We start from the raw sequence: 25,404 nt of genomic DNA, 5'->3' as shown, positions 1-25,404 counted from the left end.
AAATAAATTGCCATTCAGGACTGTTCGCACAGTGCATCAGCCCTGTGCATTTTGCGAAATGTCCCGCCAGGAACCGCAGCATGAACCAAAAGCTGAAAGACATCCCGGTCAAGATCGAACCCGCCAAGCCGGAAATGCAGACCGTGTCGCTGTACGAGGCACAGAAAAAAATCCACCCGCGTAGCGTCAGCGGCCTGTTCAACAACTGGCGCATCCTGTTCGTGGTCGCGACCCAACTGGTCTATTTCGGACTGCCCTGGCTGCAGTGGAACGGGCGCCAGGCCGTACTGTTCGACCTGGTTGGCCGCAAGTTTTACCTGTTCGGCCTCACCATCTGGCCACAGGACTTCGTTTACCTCGCCGCACTGCTGATATGCAGCGCCTTTGCGCTGTTCGCCTGGACCGCGATCGCCGGCCGGCTATGGTGCGGCTACTCCTGTCCGCAAACCGTCTACACCGAGATCATGATCTGGATCGAACAACTGGTAGAAGGCGACCGCAACAAGCGCCTCAAGCTCGACAAGGAACCATGGGGCCTGCGCAAGTTGCGCCTGCGTGCCACCAGCCAGGGGCTGATGATCGTGTTCTCGTTGCTGACCGGTTTCACCCTGGTCGGCTACTTCACACCGATGCCGGATCTGCTTGCCGCGCTGCCGGACTTCGACTACGGCCCGTGGGAACTTTTCTGGATGTTCTTCTACGCCGGCTTCACCTATCTGCTGGCCGGCCACCTGCGCGAGCAGGTGTGCAAATACATGTGTCCGTACGCCCGCTTCCAAAGCGCGATGTTCGACGAAGACACGCTGATCATCTCCTACGACGAAAAGCGCGGCGAACCGCGCGGCGCGCGCAGGAAGGGCCAGGACAATGCCAATCTCGGCGACTGCATCAACTGCGGCATCTGCGTGCAGGTGTGCCCGGTCGGCATCGACATCCGCAACGGCCTGCAGTACGAGTGCATCGGCTGTGCCGCCTGTATCGACGCCTGTGACGAGGTGATGGTCAAGGTCGGCAGCCCGAAAGGCCTGATCCGCTACACCACCGAGGCGGCACTGGAAGGCAAGTACCCGGAAAGTGAATTCTGGTCACGGCTGAAGCGGCCGCGCGTGGTGCTATACCTGCTGCTGCTGTCCATCATTTTTGGCGCCGCCGTCACATCACTGCTCATGCGCAAGCCGTTCAAGGTCGACATCCTGAAGGATCGCGCCTCGTTGGTACGCGAGACCGATGACGGCTGGCTGGAGAACAACTACAGCGTACGCATCATCAATACCGCGGAAGAGGAACAACGCTTCCGCATTACGGTCGAAGGCCTGCCGGACCTGAAACTGGTGGTCGATCGCAAGGAGATCATGATCAAAGCCACCGAGAACGAACAGATCGACGTGCGGGTACAGGCCGATCCGCAATACGCGACCAAGGGCAGTCACAAGATTTACTTCCGGGTCGAGTCGCTGACGGACGGCTCTGCCATCGAAGAAAAATCGAGTTTTATCGGGGAATGACAATGCAGAAACAGATGGACACCGGCCGCCCCTGGTACAAGGAGCGCTGGTTCTGGCTCCTGATGTCGGGGCCGCTGCTGGTGGTGATTGCCGGCTTTGTCACTTTCGGCATCATCGTGCGCGGCGCCGACGACATGGTCAACGACGACTACTACAGGCAAGGCAAGGACATCAACCTGGAACTGAAGCGCGACCTGGCTGCGCGGTCGTTGGGCATCGGTGCCCAGGTGATGTTCAGCGACGACATGCGCAGCGTGCGTGTGGTCGACACCAGCAGCAAGCCACTGCCCGGCACCCCGGAACTGCTGCTGCTGCACCCGACCCGGCAGCAGGGCGACCAGCGCATCGTGCTGCAGCGCATCGGCGACAAACTGTATCAGGGCGTAATGAAACCGGACCAGACCAATCACTGGTATGTGCGGCTGCAAGATACACAGGGCCGCTGGCGGGTACAGAGCGAATGGCTACCGGCAGAAGGCACCATGATCACCCTCGGCAAGACTGCTACGGAGCAAAACCCATGATGCACACCCCCCTGCCCCGCCGCCAGCTGCTACTGGCACTGTCGGCCGGCCTGCTGGTTGCCTGTGCCACTCCGCTGCGGCCAACCCTGGCCTATCTCAGCGGCACGGTGTCATACCGCGAGAAACTGCTATGGCCGCAGGACAAGACCCTGCTGCGCGTACGCCTGCTGGCGCTGGGCGACGGCACGGATGCCGCGGCAGTGATCGCCGAGCAATCACTGGAGAAGATCGCCTTCCCGGCGACCTTCTCGCTGTGCTACGACCCGCAGGCCATCCAGGCCGGCCAGCGCTACGCCGTGGATGTGCGCCTGTTCATCGACGGCGAGCTGCGCATGCACAGCGCCCGCCCCTACCCGGTACTGGATGGTGCGACGGCGGCACCGGGCATCACCCTGCAGATGATCTCCGCTTAAGCGCTGTCTCGCGTGAGCTCGCGCGATCGTCAATAAGCGCCAGGCAAAACGGCCCGCGATTGCGGGCCGCTTTGTTTTGATGTGATTCATGGTTGCGGCCAACGTTGGCCGCAACGCTGCCGGCACCGAGCACTCACTCGGGCCACAGCACCTCCGGCGAGATATCGGCCAGCGTGCGGCAGCCGGTCAGCGCCATCGCCACCTCCAGCTCCTCCTGCAGCGTGCGCAGCAGGTGCGCCACCCCCAGCGCGCCGGCGGTCGCCAGCGCATGGAGATAGGGCCGGCCGATCAGCACCGCCGAGGCGCCCAGCGCCAGCGCCTTCAGGATGTCGCTGCCGCGGCGGATGCCGCCGTCCAGCAACAAGGGCAGCGCACCGTCCACCGCCGCCACGATACGCGGCAGCGCGTCGAGACTGGCCGGCACCGAGTCCAGCACCCGCCCGCCATGGTTGGACACGATCAGGCCATCCACCCCCTGCTGCACGGCACGCCGTGCATCGCGCGGCGCCAGCACCCCTTTCAGCAGCAGCGGCAAGCGCGTCTGCTGCCGCAGCCAGTCGATATCCGCCCAGCCAGGCGCCACCGCCATCAGCCCGTCGAACACCATGCTCTGCCCCGCCGCCAACGCGGGCTGGTACGGCGCCATGCCTGCCAGATTGACAGCCTGCACCTGCGGCGGCAGCTGGAAGCCGGCACGGGCCTCGGCATTGCGCACCCCGGCCAGCGGTGCATCCACCGTCAGCACGATTGCGCGATAACCGGCGGCCTCGGCACGCTGCACCAGCCTGGCAACCACCGCGCGATCATGCTGCCAGTACAGCTGGAACCACAACGGCCCCTGCGCCGCGGCGGCGACCTCCTCCAGCGGCGTGCTGGCCAGGGTGCTGACCAGCATGCTGCTGCCCATGGCAGTGGCGGCATAGGCGGCGGCGCGCTCGCCGTCGGCATGCACCAGTTTCTGGTACGCCACCGGCGCCAGCAGCAGCGGATGGCTGAGCGACAGCCCGAACAGCTCGCTGCGACAATGGCCGCCGCGGACATCGGCCAGCACCTGCGTCTGCAGCTGCCGGCGCGCGAAGGCGGCAAGGTTGGCCGCATGGCTCAGCTCATCCGCGGCAGCGCTGTCGACATAGGCGCGGGCATTGGCGCTCATGTGGTGCGCGGCGTAACGCTGGTAATCGGCAGTGGAAACCAGATCGGCGGGGATGTGATCAAGGGGAAGCAACTGGGCGGTCATGGCGGACGCGGCAAAATGAAAACCGCACCATAGCCAACTCGGGAATTGCGGGCAACTACAACATCAGGAACAGTGGGCACACCAACCACCCTGCCCGGAGCAAAGACACAATGCCACAGATAACAGAAACCCGGCCCCGGTTACAGCAGGCAACCGGGGCTTCTCACGCTACAACTTATACAACCATGTACGGTGCGTCACCGCCCTCACGGCGGGCGACCATGTACGGCGCATCACCACCTTCACGGCGGGCAACCATGTACGGCGCATCACCACCTTCACGGCGGGCAACCATGTACGGCGCATCACCACCTTCACGGCGGGCGACCATGTACGGCGCATCACCGCCTTCACGGCGGGCGACCATGTACGGCGCATCACCGCCTTCACGCTTAGCCATCATCTCGGCGTCCTGCTGTTGCACGGCAGCGGGGGCGGCATAAACCGGGGCAACGGCACTGGCCAGTACGACAGTGATGGCAGTAATGAGCAGCTTTTTCATGATCAATATCCTTTTACTTAAATTGGTTGCTTTGATTGTTCCAGCATTTAATTCGAATAATTTGTATAGCTATCTTATGGTGCTCATGGACAAGGAACTCAACCGGACCCTTGTTGGTAATGACCAGAGGAGCAATGATGTAACTATACGACTGGTCTAATTCAATTAATAGCGAAGGATACTGAACGTTTCGTTCAAATTTTATGAATCTGATGCCCGCATACCACTGACAGCACTGACGGCATCTGCCATGCCACCAGTGCAGGCCGGAAAAAGGCTCGCCACCCAGGCATTGCACCCAACGCTGGCCGCAATGCACGACCCGCATCTGCCGCAGGCAAAAAAAAAAGGGGTACGGCCCACCACCGTACCCCAAACACACACATCAAAAGGAGAAACATTGCCTGCCAGACAGCCCGGATCATCCCTGGCCGATACCCGGCTTGCTCGCCGTCAACAAAGACGAATCAAGCAAATGGTATTGCTGCACCAATGCAATCAATACCGTAAGCATAATCATTGGGGATAATAATGCTTTGATAAGCATCAAGTGCGATACAACAATGCCGTCAATCGCATGGGAAAAGCAGAAATGAAAACCTCCCGTGCCGGCACGGGAGGTTTCGGTCAAGCAGGAGACTGTGTGGAATCAGGCAGAAGCGGACGGCGTCGCCTTACGGGTGCGGCTGACTGCAGCGCTGGCCGCCTTGGCCGAGGTTTCCGCAGCTTCAACGCTGGCCTCGGCAAACTCGGAGCCGACTTTCTTGGCAGTCTTGGCCGCACTCTCAAAGGCCGCATTACTGGAGGTCACCATATTTTTCAGTGCCTGCACCGCAGCATCGGAACCGGTCGGGGCGTTTTTCGCCAGACGGTCAATCACATCCAGCACATTCTTGTTGGTTTCGGCAACCTGCTCTTCCACGAAGGAAGTCAGCTCGGTCTGGGTTGCCAGCGTGACATCGTAGACTTCACGCGCCGCGGCGAAGGCCTTGTCCAGGCTAGGCTGGGTCAGGCTGGTCTGGAATTCGGCCAGCGCTTTCGGGTCCTTGATCGCCGACAGCTGTTTCAGCGTCTGGGCGTTCTCGGCCAGCAGCTTGCGCGACATTTCCAGCTGCAGGGTAGCCAGGCGCTCGGCGCTGGCCAGCAGGATGCCGGAAAAACGAACGGCTTTGTCGAACTGCGACTGACCGAAAGCGGAAAACTCTTGTGCAGTAGTAAACATGATTAATCCTTTTCGAAAAATGAAACACTCAGCAGCAATATCGTCTGGAAAACTCGTCGTTGCCGCATTGCAACAGGGCGCATTATTGTGCTGCACCGCACCAATGTCAATCATTTTGCTGCGTCGCAACATTTCTAAGTCGCTATTTTTACAACAGCAAACACATTCATCATGACAGCCAAGCATTACATCCGCATGTCAATTTCCCGACCGCCGGCCGATAAAGCGCAGTCACCATCCGTAACCGCCCACCATCCCACTCACGATTCCCCCTTGTACGACAGCAGATGGCCTCGCTGTTGATTGAAAGGCTCAGGACAAAGCGATACACTCCAGCCATAAAATAAATCTATCCATCCGGCGATAAAACCAATGAGTCCTGCGGCCAACCTTTTCGACATCAAATCCGCCAGTCTTGACCTGCTGGCCATCGTGCTGCGCAGCACCGAGCTGCCCGCCCTGCAAGACGCCATCCAGCAACGCTTCAACAGCCACGAACCCGAGCCGTTCGTGCTGGATATCGAGCAGCTGCCGGCGCCGGATAGCGACACGCTGGCCCCCGTCTGCGCCATGCTGCAGCAGCACGGCCTGCACCTTGCCGCCGTCCGTCACCGCGACGCGCAGTACGCCGCCCTCGCCCACCGCCTGGGCCTGCCGTTCATCAGTGGCAGCGGCAAGAGCAGCGCGGACAGCGTCAGCGCGCCGGTAGCGGCGGTACCCGTGGTGGACAGCAGCCTGCCAACACCGACCATGATCATCGACCGCCCGGTGCGCGCCGGACAGCAGATCTACGCCAAAGGCGGCGATCTGGTGGTACTGGAAATGGTCAGCGCCGGTGCGGAACTGATCGCCGACGGCAGCATCCATGTCTACGCGCCGCTGCGTGGCCGGGCACTGGCTGGCGCCCGCGGCAATACCGCGGCACGCATCTTCGTCAAGAGCATGGAGGCCGAGCTGGTTTCCATCGCCGGCGTGTACCGCACCATCGAACAGGACTTGCCGCAAAGCATCAAGGGCAAGCCGACCCAGATTTATCTCGAACAAGAGCGCGTGGTCATGATCCCGCTCGACAAGTAACCGGCATTGTTATTCCAAGGATCGATATTGTGGCAAAAATCATCGTTGTAACCTCCGGCAAGGGTGGTGTCGGCAAAACCACCACCAGTGCCAGCTTTGCATCCGGCCTCGCCCTGCGCGGCCACAAGACCGCTGTGATCGACTTCGACGTCGGCCTGCGCAACCTGGACCTGATCATGGGCTGCGAACGTCGCGTGGTGTACGACCTGATCAACGTGATCAATGGCGAAGCCAGCCTCAACCAGGCACTGATCAAGGACAAGCACTGCGACAACCTGTACGTGATGCCGGCATCGCAGACCCGCGACAAGGATTCGCTCAGCCGTGAAGGCGTGGAAACGGTGCTGAAGAACCTGGACGAGATGGGCTTCGAGTTCATCGTTTGCGACTCGCCGGCCGGCATCGAAAAAGGCGCGCTGATGTCGCTGTACTTTGCCGACGAAGCCATCGTGGTCACCAACCCGGAAGTATCGTCGGTACGCGACTCCGACCGCATTCTCGGCATCCTGTCGTCGAAATCGCGCCGCGCCGAAGAAGGCCGCGAGCCGGTGAAGGAGCACCTGCTGATTACCCGCTATTCGCCAGCCCGTGTCGACAAGGGCGAGATGCTGTCGGTAGACGACGTGAAGGAAATCCTGCGCATCCCGCTGATCGGCGTGATTCCGGAATCGCAGGCCATCCTGCAGGCATCCAACTCCGGCACCCCGGCGATCCACATCAAGGGTTCCGATGCCGCCGAGGCTTACGGTGACGTGGTGGCCCGCTTCCTTGGCGAGGACAGTCCGATGCGCTTTCTGGAAGCAGAAAAAATCGGCTTCCTGAAACGACTGTTTGGAGGCTAATCATGTCCCTGATCGATATGCTTTTTGGCAAGCGCCAGAAAACGGCCTCCATCGCCCGCGAACGCCTGCAGATCATCCTGGCACATGAACGCGACGGCAAGACCGGCGCACCGGACTACCTGCCAGCGCTGCAGCGCGAGCTGATGGAAGTGATCTCCAAGTACGTGGCCGTCAACAAGGACGACATCAAGGTGCACCTGGAACGCCAAGATAACTTCGAGGTCCTGGAAGTAAACATCGTCCTGCCGGAACACCAGCGCTGACACCATGACCCTGACCGAACTGCGTTATATCGTCGCGGTGGCGCGCGAGCGCCACTTCGGGCGGGCGGCCCAGAGCTGCTTCGTCAGCCAGCCGACGTTGTCGATCGCGATCAAGAAACTGGAAGACGAGCTGGGCGTCACCCTGTTCGAGCGCGGCGGCCAGGAGGTGAGCGTCACCGAAATCGGCGAACGCATCATCGAACAGTCGCAGCGGGTGCTGGAAGAGGCGGAGACGGTGAAGCGCCTGGCTGGCGAACACCAGAACGAACTGGCCGGGCCGCTGAAGCTGGGCGTGATCTTCACCATCAGCCCCTATCTGCTGCCAAAGCTGATCCCGGCGCTGCGCATCCTGGCGCCGGAAATGCCGCTGATCCTGGAAGAAAACTACACTGCGCGGCTGGCAGAAATGCTCAAGCGCGGCGAAGTGGACGCCATCATCGTCGCCGACCCGTTCGACGAAGCCGGCACGGTGGCGGTGCCGCTGTACGACGAAGAATTCGTCGTCGCCACGCCCAAGGGCCACCCGTGGGAGAAGCGCGACACGGTGCGCTCGTCCGATCTGGCCAGCGAAAGCGTGCTGCTGCTGTCGCAGGGCAACTGTTTCCGCGATCACGTGCTGCAGGCCTGCAGCGAGGTGGCCAGCCGCCAGCACCAGAACAATGGTCTGGCCGCGTCGCTGCAGGGCAGCTCGCTCAACACCGTCCGTCACATGGTGGCCAGCGGCATGGGCGTTACCGTGCTGCCACAGACCTCGGTGTCGCCGGCAGACGAAGGTCTGCTATCCATCATCCCGTTTGCCGCGCCGGTGCCGCAGCGTCGCGTGCTACTGGTCACCCGCAAGCAGTTTTTCCGCAAGCAGGCAATCCACACGCTGCAGCAGGCGGTGTTCCGCTCTGGCCTGGGCGGCGTCACCATGCTGGAGCACGAGGCCTGACCTAAGCTTGCCTGATGTGGCATGAGGCATGAAAAAAGGTTGGCCGCAATTGCGGCCAACCTTTTTTGCGTGCGACAGGCTGCCGCAGCAGGCGGCTTACAGTGTCAGGCCACCGGTCACTTCGATGGCGGCGCCGTTGATGTAGCTGGCCTCATCGGAAGCAAGCCAAGCGTAGACGTTGGCGATTTCTTCCGGCTGCGCCATGCGCTTCATCGGCACCTTGTCTTCCATCGCCTGGATCACCTTTTCCGGCATCGACTTCAGGATCGGAGTGGCGACAAAACCCGGGCACACCGCGTTGGCGCGAATGCCCTTCTTGCCCAGCTCCTTGGCCCAGGTCTTGACGAAACCGATGACGCCGAACTTGGAGGCGGCGTAGTTGGTCTGGCCGAAGTTGCCGTACACGCCGACGACCGAGGACGCGTTGAGGATCACACCGGCACCCTGCTCGATCATGGTGTCAACCACGGCCTTGGTGCAGTTGTAAACGCCCTTCAGGTTGATATCAATTACCTTGTCAAACTGGTCTTCACTCATCTTGATCAGCTGCGCATCCATCACGATGCCGGCATTGTTGACCAGCACATCGATACGGCCGAACTGCGCTTTCAGTGCGCCAACCATGTCGGCGATCTGCGCCTTGTTGGTCACGTCCACCTGATAGCCGACGGCTTCGCCACCCAGCGCTTTCAGCTCTGCCACCACGGCATTGACGGCATCCATATTGATGTCGCAAACCGCTACGATGGCGCCTTCCTTGATGAATTTCTCTGCAGTGGCCTTACCGATACCACTGGCACCACCGGTGATGATGGAGACTTTCCCTTTCAAGCGCATGATTTTTCCTTTGCTAGGTTGCAGGCAACCCGATTGTCGAACGGATATTCCTCCACCACCGACCTTCGAGATTCAAGTCCCTGTCGTTCTCTGTCTTTTTGTTATGGTTATTACGTTGCACTGCGGCATCCCGTTTTGCAGTGCAAAATATCTTGCGCTGCAATATAGCGCAAGGCTGCCGCCAACGTAAAGCAATCGCTCCAAGAAGCTGACGCCGGCGGCAACAGCTGTTGCGGCCAACCTGCACATAAAAAAAAACAGGCGGCATCAGCCACCTGTTTTGCACGGAGTTGCGACAGATTACTCCAGGCCCTTGCTGGACAGGTATTCCTCGTAATCGCCGGTGTAGTAGTCGTAACCACCCTTGCCGTCCAGTTCCAGGATCTGGGTGGCCAGCGAGCTGACGAACTGGCGGTCGTGCGACACGAAAATCAGTGTACCCTTGTACTTTTCCAGCGCCATGTTCAGGGCTTCGATCGACTCCATATCCATATGGTTGGTCGGTTCGTCCATGATCATCACGTTCGGCTTCTGCAGCAGCAGCTTGCCGTACAGCATGCGGCCCTTTTCACCACCGGACAGCACGCGTACCGCTTTTTCCACATCGTTACCGCCGAACAGCAGACGGCCGAGGGTACCGCGGATCACCTGCTCGTCGTCGCCGTCCTGACCCCACTCGCGCATCCACTCGGTCAGCGTGCGGTCACTGTCGAACTCGGCCTCGTGATCTTGGGCAAAGTAGCCGATCTGCGCCTTTTCCGCCCATTTCACCGTGCCGTAATCCGCAGTCAGGCCTTCCGCCAGTGCCGGATCGAAGGCACCGGCCAGCATTTTCACCAGCGAGGTCTTACCGGCGCCGTTGGGGCCGATGATGGCGAGGCGGGCGCCGGCCTCGAGGATGAAGCTCATGTCCTTGAACAGCACCTTGTTGTCGTAGGCCTTGCTCAGCGACTGCACTTCCACTGCCTGACGATGCAGCTTGAAGCGCTCGTCCATCTCGAAGCGGATGAACGGGCTCTGGCGGCTGGAAGGCTTCACTTCCACCATTTCCGACTTCAGCTTGTCGACTTGCTTCAGGCGCGAGGTGGCCTGGCGGGCCTTGGACTTGTTGGCGGAGAAGCGGGCGGCAAATTCCTGCAGTTCCTGGATACGCTCCTTGGCCTTGGCATTGGAGCTGAGCTGACGTTCACGCGCCTGGGTGGATGCCAGCATGTAGTCATCGTAGTTACCCGGGTAGATACGGATGGTGTTGTAGTCCAGATCCGCCATGTGGGTGCAGACCGAGTTCAGGAAGTGACGGTCGTGCGAGATGATGATCATGGTGGAGTTGCGCTCGTTCAGCACGTGCTCCAGCCAGCGGATGGTGTTGATGTCCAGGTTGTTGGTCGGCTCGTCCAGCAACAGGATGTCCGGATTGGAGAACAGCGCCTGTGCCAGCAGCACGCGCAGTTTCCAGCCGGGGGCCACTTCGCTCATCGGGCCGAAGTGCTGCTCCACCGGAATGCCCACCCCCATCAGCAGTTCGCCGGCGCGTGCCTCGGCGGTATAACCGTCGTACTCGGCAAACTTGGCCTCCAGCTCGGCCGCGTGCATGTAATCGTCTTCGGTGGCCTCCAGGTTGGCATAGATGGCGTCGCGCTCACTCATCGCCGCCCACATCTCGGTGTGGCCCATCATCACCACATCGATCACGCGCTGGTCTTCATAGCCGAACTGGTCCTGGCGCAACTTGCCCAGGCGCAGGCCGTTCTCGATGGCCACTTCGCCGCTGGTTTGCTCGAGGTCGCCCCCGAGAATTTTCATGAAAGTCGATTTACCGGAACCGTTGGCGCCGATCAGGCCATAACGGTTACCTTCACCGAACTTGACGGAAACCTTCTCGAAAAGCGGCTTGGCGCCGAACTGCATGGTAATGTTGCTTGTCGTAATCACTCGATCATTCCTCAGCCAGTCACTGCATGTACCGGAAAACCCGGCATTTTACCACAAACACCCTCTGCAATCAGGGCCTTGCGGCCGGTACATCTTTGCTTTCGCAGCTACCACGGAATTCCGCTACAATCGGACACCATTTAAACCCTTAACCAGAATAGGCAGATCTTATGCTTACCGGTAGCCTCGTTGCGCTGGTCACCCCGATGTTCGAGGACGGCCAGGTCGATTTTGAATCGCTGAAACGTCTCGTAGATTTCCACATCGATAACGGTACCGACGGCATCGTGGCCGTGGGCACCACCGGCGAATCCGCCACCCTGGGCGTGGAAGAACACATCAAGGTCGTGGCGGCCGTGGCCCGGCACGCCGCCGGCCGCATCACCGTCATCGCCGGCACGGGTGGCAACTCCACCAGTGAGGCCATCGAACTGGCTGCCCTCGCCAAACAGGCCGGCGCCAGCCATTCGCTGTCAGTCGTCCCCTACTACAACAAGCCGACCCAGGAAGGCATCTACCAGCACTTCCGCAAGATCGCCGAAGCGGTGGAACTGCCGGTCATCCTGTACAACGTACCGGGCCGCACCGTGGCCGACATGAGCAACGGCACCGTGCTGCGCCTGAGCGAAATCGACAACATCGTCGGCCTGAAGGACGCCACCGGCGACATCGGCCGCGCCTGCGACCTGATCAAGCGCGTACCGCAAGGCTTCGGCCTCTATTCCGGCGACGATCCAACCGGCATGGCCTTCATGCTGTGCGGCGGCAACGGCGTGATCTCGGTCACCTCCAACGTGGCCCCCAAGCTGATGAGCGCCATGTGCCAGGCCGCCCTTGCCGGCGATGCCGCCGGAGCACGCCGCATCAATGACAAGCTGCAGGGCCTGCACAAGTTCCTGTTCGTCGAACCGAACCCGATCCCGGCAAAATGGGCACTGCACCGCCTCGGCCTGATGCCGGCCGGCCTGCGCCTGCCGCTGACGCCGCTCACCGCCGCCAGCGCGCCACTCGTCGAACAAGCGATGCAACAAGCAGAGGTGCTGTAAGCCGTGAATGCCATGATGAAGAAAGCCCTGCTCACCGGAATCGTCTCCTCGGCACTGATCTCCGGCTGCGCCAGCAGCGGTCCGGACAGTGCCATCGCCTACAAGTCCGATGCTCCGGCGGCCAAACGCTCGCTGGAAGTCCCGCCGGACCTGAGCGCACCGCAACAGCAAGACCGTTACCCGCTGCCGGTAGTCAACAGCAACGGCAGCAGCACCGCCCCCGCCGAGGTCGCCCTCAACAACAAGGTTGCGGCCAACGTGGTACTCAGCGCCGACCAGAAAGCCAAGGCGCAGATCGAACGCGCCGGCAGCCAGCGCTGGATCAGTGTGGAAGGCAAAAGCCCGGCACAAGTCTGGCCGCTGCTGAAGGCCTTCTGGCAGGATAACGGCTTCGTGATCCAGACCGAGGAGCCGGATATCGGCCTGATGGAAACCGACTGGGCGGAAAACCGCGCCAAGCTGGGCCGCGACCCGGTGCGCAACCTGCTGGAAAACATCGGCCTGGGTTCGGTGCTGTCCACCCCGGAGCGTGACCGCTTCCGCATCCGCGTCGAGCAGTCCGCCACCGGCACCGACGTGTTCTTCACCCATCGCGGCATGTACGAGATCTACATCAACGAAGCGAAGGATGCCACCCGCTGGCAGCCACGCCCGGCCGATCCGGAGCTGGAAGCGGTGTTCCTGTCGCGCTTCCTGGTCCGCCTTGGCGTGGATGAAGCCACCGTCGCGCAGAATGCCCGCAAGCTGGAGGCTACCGCCAATCCGGTCGCCAGCAGCAAGGTTCGCAGCGAAGGCGGCGACATCATTCTTGCCGACAGCTTCGAGCGCAGCTGGCGCCGCGTCGGTCTAGCACTGGAACGCCAGGGTCTGGCCATCGTCGATCGCGACCGTTCGATGGGCATCTACTTCGTCAGCCCGGTACAGGACGAAGCACTGAAGGCGACCGAGAACAGCAGCGGCGGCATCTGGTCCTCACTGGCCTTCTGGCAGGATAAGGAAAAAGCGGCCGAGCCGATGCGCGAGCAGTTGCGCATCGAACTGAAGCCGAGCGATGCTGGCACCCGGATCAGCATCCGCAACAGCCAGGGCACACCGCTGTCGGCCAAGCAGCTGCAGACGCTACAGCAGAAACTGCTCAGCGAACTGCAGTAAGCACCATCAGGCAAGCAAAAAGCCCGCAATTGCGGGCTTTTTGCTTGCCAGTCCGCTACATGGCAGCGGCGACAGACGTAAAAAAACCGGCGCTAGCGCCGGTTTTTCTTGCCAACTCAGAATTACTGAGCAGCGGAAGCAGCTGGAGCCGAAGCGTCAGCAGCGGAAGCGTCAACTGCCGGAGCGGAAGCTTCAACAACTTCAGGAGCGGAAGCTTCAACAGCTGGAGCGGAAGCTTCAACCGGAGCCTCTTCTTTTTTGCCGCAAGCGGACAGAGCAACGGCCAGCAGGGCAGCAACGAGGAGCGACTGTTTCATTTGTAAATACCTTTGAAAGCGAGTGTTGAACAAGACGTTTAAACTACTACTTTCTCAAGCAAGAAAAGTGTGATGAGGAAGTAGTGCAGATTTAATCAGTGCGCGAATTGTAGCACGAAAAAATTTGCTGAAAAGGGGGTAAACAATAATTTATTGCGGATATCGGACATGGTTCTGCGGCAATGCAACAACAGAACAATTTAGAGACAAAACAATATACACAACCTGTCCACCATCTGCAACATTGCGGACAATATCCTTTTCCCGCCCACACTGACCACCTGCCACTCACCCACAGAATAACCTTCTAATAATAAAGACATCACTGCCATGACCATGGGCAGGGCCGGCAGGCTGGCTGTTGCCACCCGGCAACATTGTTTATCGGTACAGGCAGCAATCCATTGCTGCACTACAACATGTCATGAACGTAAAGAATCAACACTGTCAGCCCCCGGCCTTCGCAGCAGCGGCCTCCGCCGTGAGTCATCTGTCCACAACCTCACACAACGGATACGGCATCGGTGCCGCCTGTCAATACCCCGAAAAACGGCAGCGACATACAATACCCGGGCCGGACGACAACAGGATGCGGCCAACCCGCGTACTCATGTCAGAATCTCGTTGTGCCTTCTGGCAATGGTTTACAATAGTGCCGATTACGGCCCTTGATGCCGGCAGCGTCCGGCGCCGGGTTCGGCATCGCTATCATTTTTTATCTTTACGGTACCGCCACATGCAAATCGTCAAAAACTCCGTTGTCACCATCCACTACGAAATGTACGACGCTGACAACAACCTGCTCGACAAGACGGAAGAGCCGATCGCCTACCTGCATGGCGGCTACGATGGCATTTTCCCGCTGGTGGAAGAAGCGCTGCACGGCAAGAACGTGGGCGAGTCCATCACCGTCACCATGACTCCTGACGACGCTTTTGGCGAGCCGGAAGAAGAGCTGGTTCGCATCGAGCCACTGGACGTACTGCCGGAAGAAGTCGAAATCGGCATGATGTTCGAAGCTGACGACCCGGAAACCGGTGACGTGATCCTGTTCCGCGTGACCGACGTGGCCGACGGCAAGGCAGTCCTGGACGGCAACCACCCACTGGCCGGTCTGACCATCCGCTTCGTTGCCACCGTGGCCGAAGTACGCCCGGCATCGGAAGAAGAAGTGACTCACGGCCACGCCCACGGCGAGCACGGTCACCACCACTAAGCCGCGCCTGACGTGCACGACAAAACGGGGCTCAGGCCCCGTTTTTCTTTGGCCGCAGCAATTGCAGCGCGGTCAGCGATGTCAGCAAATTGAACAGCACATAGGCCTCGTTCGGGGACTGGCTCCACAGTTTCCAGCCACTATACAGCAGCAGCACCAACCCCAGGCCGCGCAACAGCGACGGCGTCCATGCAGCCGGCCAGGCCGGCCACTGCCGTCGTACGCAAAACAGCGCGATGGCCCAGCCCAATGCGGCACCGACCAGCACATCCAGCGGCCAGTGCACGCCGATGGCGATACGCGACCAGCACACCAGCAACACCAGGCCCATCAGCCCCGCCTGCCACCACCAGCGCCGCCCCTGTGCCAGCACGCCGGCCAGCAACGCGCTGGCGATGGCATGGCCGGAGGGAAAGGCACCGTTGCCCGGCAGCACATCCAGCAACTGCACGCTACCCGCCGGCAACACCAGAAACGGACGCGGCACGGCGAACGCCGCCTTGAGCAGGATGGCACTGGCGATGCCCAGCAGCACCGCCACCACCAGCGATGGGAATCGCGAGGGACGCCGCTGCGCCAGCAGCAGCAAGGCGGCGATCACCAGCGACCACTCGCCGAACATGCTGAGCAGGCGCCACATGACCGGCGGCAATACCGCACCGGCGTGGTGCAACTGCAAAAACAGCACCTGGTTGCCGCCGCTCAGCAATAGCAACAGCGCCAGCAGTGCGCACACGGCGACAAAGCCGCGACTCACGCGCGGCAGCCCAGCGTCACACGGTCATTGCCGGCCAGATCCGGCAGCGTCGCCACCTGCTGCAGCCCGGCCGCGGTAAACAGCGCACGGCAGGCCGCGCCCTGGTCGTAGCCATGCTCCACCAGCAGCCAGCCGCTGGCGACCAGCCGCGCCGGCGCCTGCGCCGCGATCTCGCGCAGGCAATCCAGGCCGTCGTTGCCGTCGGTCAGCGCCATGCGCGGCTCGAAGCGGACGTCGCCCTCGTCCAGATGGTGATCCTGCGCGTCGATATACGGCGGATTGCTGACGATGGCATCGAACATCGCCCCATCAGGCAGCGGCGCCAGCCAGCTGCCCAGATGGAAGCTGACGCTGGCACCAAGGTTGGCCGCATTGTGCTGCGCCACCGCCAGCGCCGCCGGCGACAGATCCACGGCACTGACTTGCCACTGCGGCGCCTCCAGCGCCAGCGTCACCGCGATGGCACCACTACCGGTGCCAAGATCGACCACCCGCGCACGACGGTTGCGGCCAACCTTGTCCAGCGCCGCCTCGACCAGGTGTTCGGTTTCCGGGCGCGGGATCAGCACCGCAGGGCTGACGCGAAACGCACGGCCGTAGAACTCGCGCTCGCCGAGCAGATAGGCCACCGGCTCGCCGGCCAGCCGCCGTTGCGCCAGCGCGGTAAACGCCTGCCACTGCTGCAAGGTCAGCTCGTCGGTGGCGAACGACACCAGCTCGGCGTGACTGAAGCCGGTCACCGCCGACAGCAGCAGCCGCGCCTCCAGGCGGGGCAGTTCGAAATGGCGCAAGGCCTCGTTGATCGTCTTCATCGTCTAGAGCAGGAACAGGCTGGCGAGGCCGAGAAAAATGAAAAAGCCGCCGGAATCGGTACAGGCGGTAATCAGCACGCTGGAGCCGACTGCCGGATCCTTGCCGAAACGCTCCATCATGGTCGGGATCAGCACCCCCATCGACGCCGCCAGCATCAGGTTGAGGGTGGTCGCCGCCAGCATCACCAGCCCCAGCGAGAAATTGCCGTACAGCAGCCACGCCAGCACGCCCAGCGCCGAGCCCCACACCAGGCCGTTGATGACGCTGACGCCCAGCTCCTTGCGCCACAGGCGCTGTGCCTGCCCCGGCTGCAACTGCCCCATCGCCAGCGCCCGCACGATCATGGTGATGGTCTGGTTGCCGGAATTGCCGCCGATGCCGGCCACAATGGGCATCAGCGCCGCCAGTGCCACCAGCTTCTCGATCGAGCCTTCGAAGGCGCCGATCACGCGGCTGGCCACGAAGGCGGTGCACAGGTTGATCGCCAGCCACGCCCAGCGGTTTTTCACCGAGTCGATCACCGGCGCGAACAGGTCTTCCTCTTCCTTCAGGCCGGCGAGGTTCAGCGCCTCGGTTTCCGACTCCTCGCGAATCACGTCCACCATCTCGTCGACGGTGAGGCGGCCGACCAGCATGCCGTGCTCGTCGACCACCGGCGCGGTGACCAGGTCGTAGCGCTCGAACGCCAGCGCAGCATCGGCCGCGTCCTCGTCGGGATGGAAGCTGACCACCTCGGTCGCCATCACCTCCTCCACCAGCCGCTCCGGATCGCACACCAGCAGGCGGCGCACCGGCAGCACACCCTTGAGCACGCCGTCTTCGTCGACCACGAAAATCTTGTCGGTCTGGCTCGGCAATTCGTCGAAACGGCGCAGGTAGCGCAGTACCACTTCGCAGCTGACATCCGGGCGGATCTTGACCAGCTCGTAGTCCATCAGCGCGCCGACCTGTCCCTCTTCATAGGATAGTGCCGATTGCAGCTGCTGGCGCTCTTCTTCGTCGAGGCCGCCCATCACCTCGTACACCACCTGCCGCGGCAGGTCCGGGGCGAGGTCGGCAAGATCGTCGGCGTCGAGCTGTTCGGCGGCGGCCACCAGCTCGTGCTGCTCCATCGACTCGATCAGCGATTCGCGCACCGCGTCCGACACTTCCAGCAGGATTTCGCCTTCATCCTCGCTGTCGACCAGATCCCACACCAGCAGGCGGTCGTCCAGCGGCAGGGCTTCAAGGATGTAGGCGATATCCGCCGGGTGCAACGATTCGAGCTTGTGTTCCAGCTCGACCAGGTTCTGCTTGTGGACGAGCGATTCCACCAGGTCATGCTTGGGCATGTCCTGGCGATGTACGAGGTCCTCGACCAGTCGCTGGCGCTCGATGAGGCGCTGCACCTGGCTGAGGTTATCCTGCAGACGATCGGTTGGTTGTTTTTTGTCGATAACCGTCATGCACGTCTCCTGCCGCCCGTGGCGGAGTGAGTGCAATCCGGTAACAGGCGGGGTTATTGACTAGCCAAAAAGGTAGTGGTGGTTATGAGATAACTGGGTAAGTCCATGCGTTTCAGCTGCGCGTCTCGCAGCGATCACGAAAGAAGCCGAAATTGTAGCATGCGAATGTGACAGCCAGCCACCGCGACGGCCGGCCGTCACCGGCTCAGGGAGCAAGCGCCTGCGACATGCGGCGCTGGATGATGCGGGTCTTGCGGGCCAGACCCTGGGCATTGCGGTGGGTGTCGTAGTAGCGCGGGTTGGGTACCATCGCCGCCAGCCTGGCCGCCTGGCCGCTCGACAGCCGGGCGGCAGAGGTGCGGTAGTAGTGACGCGCGGCAGCCTCGGCGCCGAACACGCCGTCGCCCCACTCGATCACGTTGAGGTAGATCTCCAGGATGCGGCGCTTGTCGAGCACCGCCTCCAGCATCACGGTGATGAACGCCTCGTCTATCTTGCGCCACGGCGTCTTCTTGCTGGACAGGAACAGGTTCTTCGCCAGCTGCTGGCTGATGGTGGAGCCGCCGGCGACGATGCGCCCCTGCTTCAGGTTCTTCTCGAAGGCGACCTCGATGCCTTCCCAGTCAAAACCCTCATGGTCGACAAACCTGGCGTCCTCGGCCGCGATCACCGCCCGCTTCAGGTTGCCGGAGATGCGGTCATACGCCACCCAGCGATGGCGCAGTTCGGCATCGGGATCGTCTTCCTGCAGCCGCGACAGCTGCGCGTCCATGAACGAACTGCTCGACGGATTGGCATGCCGCCAGTAGACGATATGACCGAAGATCCACAGGTAGTACAAAAAAAGAGCGGTCAGCACGACCGCTCCGATCTTAAGGAACCAGCGCATGACTCAGGCCAGTACCTCGCGCAGCATATTGGTGACCTTGCGCGTGGCCGGCTGGATGCCGCGCCAGATGCGGAACGACTCCGCCGCCTGTTCCACCAGCATGCCGAGGCCGTCGGCCAGCATGCCGCTATTCTCGGACTGTGCGCGGCGCAGGAACGGGGTCAGGCCGCGGCTGTACACCATGTCGTAGGCCAGCGAACGGCCGCTGAAGATGCCGGCCGGGATCGGTGGCAGCTCGTTGGACAGGCTGGTCGAGGTGCCGTTGATGACGATGTCGAACTGGCGGCCCTGCAGCGCGTCATAGCCGACCGCCTCGATGTCGCCCAGCGCGCGGAACTGGTAGGCCAGCGATTCCGCCTTGATCACGGTGCGGTTGGCAATGGTCAGCGCCTGCGGCTGCTGTGCCAGCAGTGGCTGCAGCACGCCGCGCACCGCACCGCCGGCGCCCAGCAGCAGCACGCGCTGGCCGGCAATCGGCACGTCGAGGTTGTCGGCGATGTCGCGCACCAGGCCGGTACCGTCGGTATTGTCACCGTAGATCTTGCCGTCGCGCAGCGTCAGGGTATTGACCGCCTCGGCCAGACGCGCCGCCTCGGTCACCTCGTCGGCAAAGCGGAAGGCGTCGCCCTTGAACGGCAGCGTCACGTTAAGCCCCTTGCCGCCATTGGCGAAGAAGGCCTGCACCACCGGCTCGAACCGGTCAAGCTCGGCAAACAGCTTTTCGTAGTTCATGTCCTGCCCGGTGGCCTGGGCGAACTCGGCATGGATGAACGGCGACTGGCTGTGCGATATGGGGTTGCCGATCACGGCGTAACGATCAGTCATGATTTACATCTTTCAGGATAGGAATAAGGCAAAGCCGGTGGCAGCCGCTCGGCCAGAAACACACTTTGCCTTGTCAGGCCGGAAACTGCAAGCCGTGGCTCAGCCCTGAATCCACGGCAGGCCGTGCGCCTTCCAGCCATTGACGCGGCCGCGATGCTGCTCGGCGTCGCGATCGCCCTCGAAACCTTCCAGGATATTGTAAACCTCGGCATAACCTGCCTCTGCGGCCAACCTTGCCGCCTCGTCCGAGCGCACGCCGGAGCGGCAGATGAACAGCACCGCCTTGTCCTTGCCGACCTGCTGCTGCAGTTGCTCGACAAAGACGGCATTCGGCACCATGCCGGGGTAGGTACGCAGCTCGACGCGCACCGCCTCCGGCACCACGCCGACAAACTGCCACTCCGCCGCGCTGCGCACATCAACGATCACCGCCTGCGGCAGCGACTGGCGCACCGCCCATGCCTCCGGCGGTGTCAGCGCGCCGCTATAGGTCAGCCCCAGTTCACTGCCGCGCGCCTGCGCTGTTGCCAAAATGGTTTCTACGGTCATGAGGAGGCTCCTGCGTCATGCGCCAATAATGATCAGACCGCTACAGTAATGCAGTGTTCAATGACTGTCATCCCGCGGCCGGTACCGTGAATACGCCCCGGCGCAGTCACGAACGACACAATGCACCAACATGGCGCAATCTGCACAATAATGGCACCATGCCCGTGCAATCGCGGCACGGCAGATGCCGGCAAATGTGGCAAAATGGGCGTTCCCAGACCCGGTTGCGGCTGGCACGCTTCATGCTTTTATCCCGGCACATAAATTTGTGCCATCCAGATCGATGCACTTAGCTAGCTCATTTAGGAGATCACCATGGCGGTTGCAGACGTAGTCAAGCTCATCACCGAAAACGACGTAAAATTTGTCGACCTGCGCTTTACCGACACAATGGGTAAAGAACAGCACGTGACCATTCCTGCTCACGTCGTGCTGGACGATGCCGATGCATGGTTCGAGAACGGCCACGCGTTCGACGGCTCCTCCATCGCCGGCTGGAAAGGCATCCAGGCCTCCGACATGCTGCTGATGGCTGACCCTGCCACTGCCAAGATCGACCCATTCTTCGACGAGCCGACTGTATTCATGTCCTGCGACGTGATCGACCCGGCCGACGGCAAGGGTTATGACCGCTGCCCGCGCTCGGTGGCCAAGCGCGCCGAAGCCTACCTCAAGGCCTCCGGCATCGGTGACACTGCATTCTTCGGCCCGGAACCGGAATTCTTCATCTTCGACAGCATCACCTGGGGCACCGACATGTCCGGCTGCTTCGTGAAGATCAAGGCCGAAGAAGCGGCTTGGGCTTCCGCTGAAGAATTCGAAGGCGGCAATACCGGCCACCGTCCGGGCGTGAAGGGCGGCTACTTCCCGGTTCCGCCGGTTGACTCCTCGCAAGACATCCGCTCAGCCATGGTGCTGCTGCTGGAAGAACTGGGTGTACCGGTCGAAGTCCACCACCACGAAGTGGCCACCGCCGGCCAGAACGAAATCGGCACCAAGTTCAGCACCCTGACCCAGCGTGCCGACTGGACCCAGATCCTGAAGTACGTGGTACACAACGTGGCGCACAGCTACGGCAAGACCGCGACCTTCATGCCCAAGCCTATCGTTGGCGACAACGGTTCCGGCATGCATGTGCACCAGTCGATCTGGAAAGACGGCAAGAACCTGTTCGCCGGTGACGGCTACGCCGGCCTGTCCGACATCGCCCTGTACTATATCGGCGGTATCATCAAGCACGCCAAGGCCCTGAACGCGATCACCAACCCGGGCACCAACTCCTACAAGCGTCTGGTTCCGCACTACGAAGCACCGGTGAAACTGGCCTACTCCGCCAAGAACCGTTCCGCCTCGATCCGCATCCCGCACGTGGCCAACCCGAAAGGCCGTCGTATCGAGGCCCGCTTCCCGGATCCGCTGGCCAACCCGTACCTGTGCTTCTCCGCCCTGCTGATGGCGGGCCTCGACGGCATCCAGAACAAGATCCACCCGGGCGATGCCGCCGACAAGAACCTGTACGACCTGCCGCCGGAAGAAGACAAGCTGATCCCGACCGTGTGCGCGTCGCTGGACGAAGCGCTGGCTGCACTGGACGCAGACCGCGAGTTCCTGACCCGTGGCGGTGTGTTCTCCAACGAGTGGATCGACGCCTACATCGAGCTGAAGATGAAGGAAGTGAACCTGACCCGCATGACCACCCACCCGGTGGAATTCGCGATGTACTACTCGCTGTAAGCTGACGCGCGTTCCGGCGCCGTCCGGAACCTGCCGCACCAACCCGCAGCGCCACCGGCGCTGCGGGTTTTTCATTGTGCGGCCACGGCCTGCGGCCAACGTTGGCCGCAACCGCCAGCACGCCTGCCGGCGCAGGACACCATCACGCTGACTTGGCCCGCAACTTTCACTATCATCGGCACTGGTCCGTTTTCCCTGGTGACGTCATGCCGCGCCTGCTTTTCGCTTTACTGCTGCTGTGCAGCGCTGCCACTGCGGCCAGCGCCGCCGCCATTTACAAATATGTCGACAAGGATGGCCATGTCACCTTCACCGATGTGCCACTGCGCGGGGCGCACGCCATCCAGCTCACCCCGGCCACGACTGCAGTACGCCCGGCGACACCCCGCAGCCGCAATCCGCGGGCAGACAGTGGCCCGGCGCACATTCCGCCGGTGGACAGCGGCACCCAGCGCCAGCGTGACGCCGGCCGCCGCCGCATCCTGCAGACCGAGCTGGACAACGAGCAGCGCGCACTGGGCGAAGCGCGGCAAAGCCTGCAGGACGCCGGCAAGAAAGCCGGCACTCCGCCCGCCCAATTGCAGCGCCTGCGCGATGCGGTCACCGACCGCGAACGCAATATCGCGGCGCTAAAGCAGGAACTGGGCAACGCCAACTAGCACCAAAACGACACGGACGCACCAAAACAGGGCAAACTATATCGCATGGCGGTCGCCAGACCGTTCCCGCCCGGGCTTGTTTCTTGCTAATACCGGTACAGGCAATGTGGAATGCTCCCATGACACCCCCAAACTATCCGCAGCAGTACGCCGGTCTGGAGTTGCTGGAAACACCGGTGATGATCGTCGAGCGCAACGGCCGGCTGCTGTTCGCCAACCCGGCCTGCGAAAGCCTGCTCAAGGTTGGCCGCAAGGAGCTGCAAAAGCACTCGCTGTACGCGCTGTTCCATGACGCGCGTGCGCTGAAGAACGCGGTGCAGATGGCGCTGGATCATGCCGGCAGCTATATCGAGCACGATCTGGAGCTGGTACCGGAGGGCGGCATCCCGCTGCACATCGGCCTCACCGTGACCCCGATCGACAGCCCGCCGCGCCTGGCGCTGGTCGAGCTGCGCCCGATCGACCAGCAGCTGCGCATCGCCAACGAGGAACGGCTGCTGCTGCAGCAACAGGCCAACCGCGAGCTGATCCGCAACCTGGCGCACGAGATCAAGAACCCGCTCGGCGGCATCCGCGGCGCGGCGCAGCTGCTGGAGCACGAGATCGCCGACCGCCCCGAGCTGCTGGAATACACCGGCGTGATCCGCGAGGAGGCGCTGCGGCTGCAGCATCTGGTCGACCGCCTGCTGGCGCCGCACCGCCGCCACATCGCCAGCGACGTCAACATCCACGAAGTACTGGAGCGGGTACGCAGCATCCTGCTGGCCGAGTACCCGCAGGGGCTGACGGTACGCCGCGACTACGACGTCAGCCTGCCGATGCTGGCCGCCGACAAGGAACAGCTGATCCAGGTGGTGCTCAACATCGCCAAGAACGCGGTGCAGGCGATGAAGGGCAGCGGCGAGATCATCCTGCGCACCCGCGTCGCGCGCCAGGTCACCCTCGCCCGCAAGCGCCACAACCTGGCACTGAAATTGCAAGTCATCGACAACGGCCCCGGCATCCCCGACGACATCCGCGACCACGTGTTCTACCCGCTGGTCACCGGGCGCGCCGAGGGTACCGGCCTGGGCCTGACGCTGGCGCAGACCTTCGTACACCAGCACGGCGGCACCATCGAATTCGAATCCCGTCCGGGCAACACCTGCTTTACGGTACTGATGCCATTCGGCCCGGACCAATAAAACTACTTCAAGGCGAACAAGCATGACGCAAGCGGTCTGGATCATTGACGACGACAAGGCGATCCGCTGGGTACTGGAAAAATCGCTGGCGCGCAGCGGTATCGCCTACCAGAGCTTCTCCAGCGCGGACGACGCGCTCAACGCGCTGTACGACGCCTGCCCCAGCGTGATCATCAGCGACATCCGCATGCCGGGCACCGACGGCCTGAAATTCCTCGGCAAGGTGAAGCAGGAGCATCCGGCGCTGCCGGTGATCATCATGACCGCGCACTCCGATCTCGACTCGGCGGTGGCGGCATTCCAGGGCGGCGCCTTCGAATACCTGCCCAAGCCCTTCGACGTCGACCAGGCGGTGGCGCTGATCGAGCGCGCGCTGGCGGAGAGTCGCAGCAGCGAGGCGGCCAGCGAGGACGCCGAGGCGATGCCGGCGCTGCTGGGCCAGGCACCGGCGATGCAGGACGTGTTCCGCGCCATCGGCCGCCTGTCGCAATCCAGCGTCACGGTGCTGATCACCGGCGAATCCGGCACCGGCAAGGAGCGCGTCGCCGAGGCGCTGCACCGCCACTCGGTACGCTCGGCCAAACCGTTCATCGCGCTCAACACCGCGGCGATTCCGAAAGACCTGCTGGAGTCGGAGCTGTTCGGCCACGAGAAAGGCGCCTTTACCGGCGCGCTGGGCACCCGCCGCGGCCGCTTCGAAGAAGCTGAAGGTGGCACCCTGTTCCTGGACGAGATCGGCGACATGCCGACCGAGCTGCAGACGCGGCTCTTGCGCGTGCTGTCCGACGGCCACTTCTACCGCGTCGGCGGTCACACCCCGATCAAGGCCAATGTGCGCGTGATCGCCGCCACCCACCAGCATCTGGAAGAGCGCGTCAAGCTCGGCCAGTTCCGCGAAGACCTGTTCCACCGCCTCAACGTGATCCGCCTGCGCCTGCCGCCCTTGCGCGAGCGCAACGAGGACATCCCGCTGCTGGTGCGCCACTTCCTCGCGCGCAGTGCGGCCAACCTTGGCGTGGAGCCGAAGCGGCTGTCCGAGGCGGCGATGGCGCTGGTGCAGCACTACGCCTTTCCCGGCAACGTGCGCCAGCTGGAAAACCTGTGCCAGTGGATCACGGTGATGGCGCCGGGGCAGTCGGTGGAGATGCAGGACCTGCCACCGGAATTCCGCCCCGAGCTGATCGCTGGCAGCGGCGGCACCATCGAGCTGCCGCTCGCCGCAGAAGGCGGGCCTGCACCGCAACCGGCAGGCGACTGGACCATGCTGCTGGCGCGCGAGGTGGCGCAAAGGTTGGCCGCAGGTGAAACCGGCATCATCGACGACCTCACCGCCCGCTTCGAAAGCACCTGTATCCGGAGCGGCCTCGCCCACACCGGCGGGCGCAAGGTGGAAGCGGCCAACCTGCTGGGCTGGGGCCGCAACACGCTGACGCGCAAGATCCAGGAACTGGGGCTGGAACACGGCGGCGACTGAGGCCGCCGCCCGCCGCGGCCGACAACAAAACGGCCAGCCGTCGCATGGACGGCTGA

Annotated in this window: 28 protein-coding genes; 15 read left to right on the top strand and 13 right to left on the bottom strand. The window is 62.3% G+C overall.

The genetic code is table 11. The features are described 5' to 3' along the window. The first annotated feature begins 80 nt into the window (after positions 1-80). From ccoG to IE083_RS02190, 3 genes are read left to right on the top strand one after another with little or no spacing between them, the layout of a single operon-like run. A complete protein-coding gene (ccoG, locus tag IE083_RS02200) occupies positions 81-1,505 on the top strand; it encodes a cytochrome c oxidase accessory protein CcoG (RefSeq protein ID WP_189352010.1) in 1,425 nt (474 codons plus the stop codon). A 2-nt stretch (positions 1,506-1,507) separates the two neighbouring features. Further along, on the top strand, positions 1,508-2,029 hold the full coding sequence (locus IE083_RS02195; protein WP_189352009.1) for a FixH family protein: 522 nt from the start codon (positions 1,508-1,510) through the stop codon (positions 2,027-2,029). Continuing rightward, complete coding sequence (locus tag IE083_RS02190; protein ID WP_189352008.1) at positions 2,026-2,442, top strand: YbaY family lipoprotein; 417 nt, start codon at positions 2,026-2,028, stop codon at positions 2,440-2,442. The genes IE083_RS02195 and IE083_RS02190 overlap by 4 nt, the downstream gene beginning before the upstream one ends. Before the next feature lie 133 nt (positions 2,443-2,575). Here the strand turns inward: IE083_RS02190 and IE083_RS02185 are convergent, their stop codons facing one another. The 4 genes from IE083_RS02185 to IE083_RS02170 form a co-directional block, all read right to left on the bottom strand. After that, positions 2,576-3,679 carry an alpha-hydroxy acid oxidase gene (locus tag IE083_RS02185; RefSeq protein ID WP_189352007.1) on the bottom strand — a complete coding sequence of 368 codons (1,104 nt, stop codon included), beginning with the start codon at positions 3,677-3,679 and terminating at the stop codon, positions 2,576-2,578. Positions 3,680-3,854: 175 nt separating this feature from the next. Next, a complete protein-coding gene (locus tag IE083_RS02180) occupies positions 3,855-4,181 on the bottom strand; it encodes a hypothetical protein (protein WP_189352006.1) in 327 nt (108 codons plus the stop codon). Positions 4,182-4,602: 421 nt separating this feature from the next. Then, positions 4,603-4,812: a hypothetical protein gene (locus tag IE083_RS02175; protein ID WP_189352005.1), complete on the bottom strand. Its 210-nt coding sequence runs from the start codon at positions 4,810-4,812 to the stop codon at positions 4,603-4,605. Positions 4,813-4,830: 18 nt separating this feature from the next. Next, positions 4,831-5,403, bottom strand: coding sequence for a phasin family protein (locus IE083_RS02170; protein ID WP_189352004.1), 573 nt, complete (start codon positions 5,401-5,403; stop codon positions 4,831-4,833). Here IE083_RS02170 and IE083_RS02165 point away from each other — a divergent pair. From IE083_RS02165 to IE083_RS02145, 5 genes are all read left to right on the top strand, one after another. Beyond that, on the top strand, positions 5,402-5,578 hold the full coding sequence (locus IE083_RS02165) for a hypothetical protein (protein WP_189352003.1): 177 nt from the start codon (positions 5,402-5,404) through the stop codon (positions 5,576-5,578). The genes IE083_RS02170 and IE083_RS02165 overlap by 2 nt on opposite strands. Before the next feature lie 197 nt (positions 5,579-5,775). Beyond that, positions 5,776-6,480, top strand: coding sequence for a septum site-determining protein MinC (minC, locus tag IE083_RS02160; RefSeq protein ID WP_189352002.1), 705 nt, complete (start codon positions 5,776-5,778; stop codon positions 6,478-6,480). A 29-nt stretch (positions 6,481-6,509) separates the two neighbouring features. Further along, a complete protein-coding gene (minD, locus tag IE083_RS02155) occupies positions 6,510-7,322 on the top strand; it encodes a septum site-determining protein MinD (protein WP_189352001.1) in 813 nt (270 codons plus the stop codon). Positions 7,323-7,324: 2 nt separating this feature from the next. Next, positions 7,325-7,585: a cell division topological specificity factor MinE gene (minE, locus tag IE083_RS02150; RefSeq protein WP_189352000.1), complete on the top strand. Its 261-nt coding sequence runs from the start codon at positions 7,325-7,327 to the stop codon at positions 7,583-7,585. 4 nt (positions 7,586-7,589) lie between these two features. Further along, positions 7,590-8,519, top strand: coding sequence for a LysR substrate-binding domain-containing protein (locus IE083_RS02145; RefSeq protein WP_189351999.1), 930 nt, complete (start codon positions 7,590-7,592; stop codon positions 8,517-8,519). Positions 8,520-8,615: 96 nt separating this feature from the next. Here IE083_RS02145 and fabG read toward each other — a convergent pair whose 3' ends face one another. After that, complete coding sequence (gene fabG, locus IE083_RS02140; RefSeq protein ID WP_189351998.1) at positions 8,616-9,356, bottom strand: 3-oxoacyl-ACP reductase FabG; 741 nt, start codon at positions 9,354-9,356, stop codon at positions 8,616-8,618. A gap of 300 nt (positions 9,357-9,656) precedes the next feature. Further along, the gene (locus IE083_RS02135) at positions 9,657-11,288 is read right to left on the bottom strand and encodes an ABC-F family ATPase (RefSeq protein ID WP_189351997.1); all 1,632 of its coding nucleotides are present in this window, start codon (positions 11,286-11,288) and stop codon (positions 9,657-9,659) included. Positions 11,289-11,458: 170 nt separating this feature from the next. On the opposite strand from IE083_RS02135, the gene dapA reads away from it, so the two are divergent. Together dapA and bamC are read left to right on the top strand one after the other, a co-directional pair. Next, a complete protein-coding gene (dapA, locus tag IE083_RS02130; RefSeq protein WP_189351996.1) occupies positions 11,459-12,334 on the top strand; it encodes a 4-hydroxy-tetrahydrodipicolinate synthase in 876 nt (291 codons plus the stop codon). Between the two features lie 12 nt (positions 12,335-12,346). Beyond that, positions 12,347-13,486 (top strand): NlpB/DapX family lipoprotein, encoded by a 1,140-nt coding sequence (gene bamC / locus IE083_RS02125; RefSeq protein WP_229799555.1) that lies wholly within the window; start codon positions 12,347-12,349, stop codon positions 13,484-13,486. A gap of 122 nt (positions 13,487-13,608) precedes the next feature. Here the strand turns inward: bamC and IE083_RS02120 are convergent, their stop codons facing one another. Then, complete coding sequence (locus IE083_RS02120) at positions 13,609-13,803, bottom strand: hypothetical protein (RefSeq protein WP_082133648.1); 195 nt, start codon at positions 13,801-13,803, stop codon at positions 13,609-13,611. Between the two features lie 736 nt (positions 13,804-14,539). Between IE083_RS02120 and IE083_RS02115 the strand changes: the two genes are divergently transcribed. Next, a complete protein-coding gene (locus IE083_RS02115) occupies positions 14,540-15,019 on the top strand; it encodes an FKBP-type peptidyl-prolyl cis-trans isomerase (RefSeq protein WP_189351995.1) in 480 nt (159 codons plus the stop codon). Between the two features lie 31 nt (positions 15,020-15,050). Here the strand turns inward: IE083_RS02115 and IE083_RS02110 are convergent, their stop codons facing one another. The 6 genes from IE083_RS02110 to IE083_RS02085 all read right to left on the bottom strand — a co-directional run bounded on the left by IE083_RS02110 (position 15,051) and on the right by IE083_RS02085 (position 20,297). After that, positions 15,051-15,776 (bottom strand): phosphatase PAP2 family protein, encoded by a 726-nt coding sequence (locus IE083_RS02110; RefSeq protein WP_189351994.1) that lies wholly within the window; start codon positions 15,774-15,776, stop codon positions 15,051-15,053. After that, positions 15,773-16,588 (bottom strand): peptide chain release factor N(5)-glutamine methyltransferase, encoded by an 816-nt coding sequence (gene prmC, locus IE083_RS02105; protein ID WP_189351993.1) that lies wholly within the window; start codon positions 16,586-16,588, stop codon positions 15,773-15,775. Before prmC ends, IE083_RS02110 begins: the two co-directional genes overlap by 4 nt. A 3-nt stretch (positions 16,589-16,591) precedes the next feature. After that, complete coding sequence (mgtE, locus tag IE083_RS02100; RefSeq protein ID WP_189351992.1) at positions 16,592-18,034, bottom strand: magnesium transporter; 1,443 nt, start codon at positions 18,032-18,034, stop codon at positions 16,592-16,594. 205 nt (positions 18,035-18,239) lie between these two features. Further along, positions 18,240-18,923, bottom strand: coding sequence for a monofunctional biosynthetic peptidoglycan transglycosylase (gene mtgA / locus IE083_RS02095; protein WP_189351991.1), 684 nt, complete (start codon positions 18,921-18,923; stop codon positions 18,240-18,242). Positions 18,924-18,926: 3 nt separating this feature from the next. Further along, complete coding sequence (aroE, locus tag IE083_RS02090) at positions 18,927-19,748, bottom strand: shikimate dehydrogenase (protein WP_189351990.1); 822 nt, start codon at positions 19,746-19,748, stop codon at positions 18,927-18,929. A 99-nt stretch (positions 19,749-19,847) separates the two neighbouring features. After that, the gene (locus IE083_RS02085) at positions 19,848-20,297 is read right to left on the bottom strand and encodes a rhodanese-like domain-containing protein (RefSeq protein WP_189351989.1); all 450 of its coding nucleotides are present in this window, start codon (positions 20,295-20,297) and stop codon (positions 19,848-19,850) included. Positions 20,298-20,612: 315 nt separating this feature from the next. On the opposite strand from IE083_RS02085, the gene glnA reads away from it, so the two are divergent. The 4 genes from glnA (at position 20,613) to ntrC (ending at position 25,348) form a co-directional block, all read left to right on the top strand. After that, positions 20,613-22,031 carry a type I glutamate--ammonia ligase gene (gene glnA, locus IE083_RS02080; protein WP_229799554.1) on the top strand — a complete coding sequence of 473 codons (1,419 nt, stop codon included), beginning with the start codon at positions 20,613-20,615 and terminating at the stop codon, positions 22,029-22,031. 206 nt (positions 22,032-22,237) lie between these two features. Next, a complete protein-coding gene (locus IE083_RS02075) occupies positions 22,238-22,690 on the top strand; it encodes a DUF4124 domain-containing protein (protein ID WP_189351988.1) in 453 nt (150 codons plus the stop codon). Positions 22,691-22,809: 119 nt separating this feature from the next. Then, positions 22,810-23,874, top strand: a complete 1,065-nt coding sequence (gene glnL / locus IE083_RS02070) for a nitrogen regulation protein NR(II) (RefSeq protein ID WP_189351987.1) — start codon at positions 22,810-22,812, stop codon at positions 23,872-23,874. 22 nt (positions 23,875-23,896) lie between these two features. Then, the gene (gene ntrC, locus IE083_RS02065; protein ID WP_189351986.1) at positions 23,897-25,348 is read left to right on the top strand and encodes a nitrogen regulation protein NR(I); all 1,452 of its coding nucleotides are present in this window, start codon (positions 23,897-23,899) and stop codon (positions 25,346-25,348) included. Positions 25,349-25,404: the final 56 nt, after the last annotated feature.

The organism is Vogesella fluminis, assembly GCF_014652335.1.
In the GTDB taxonomy this organism is placed as follows: Bacteria; Pseudomonadota; Gammaproteobacteria; order Burkholderiales; family Chromobacteriaceae; genus Vogesella; species Vogesella fluminis.
Note: the sequence above shows the minus strand (reverse complement) of the source record. Positions and strands in the feature narration are given on the sequence as shown.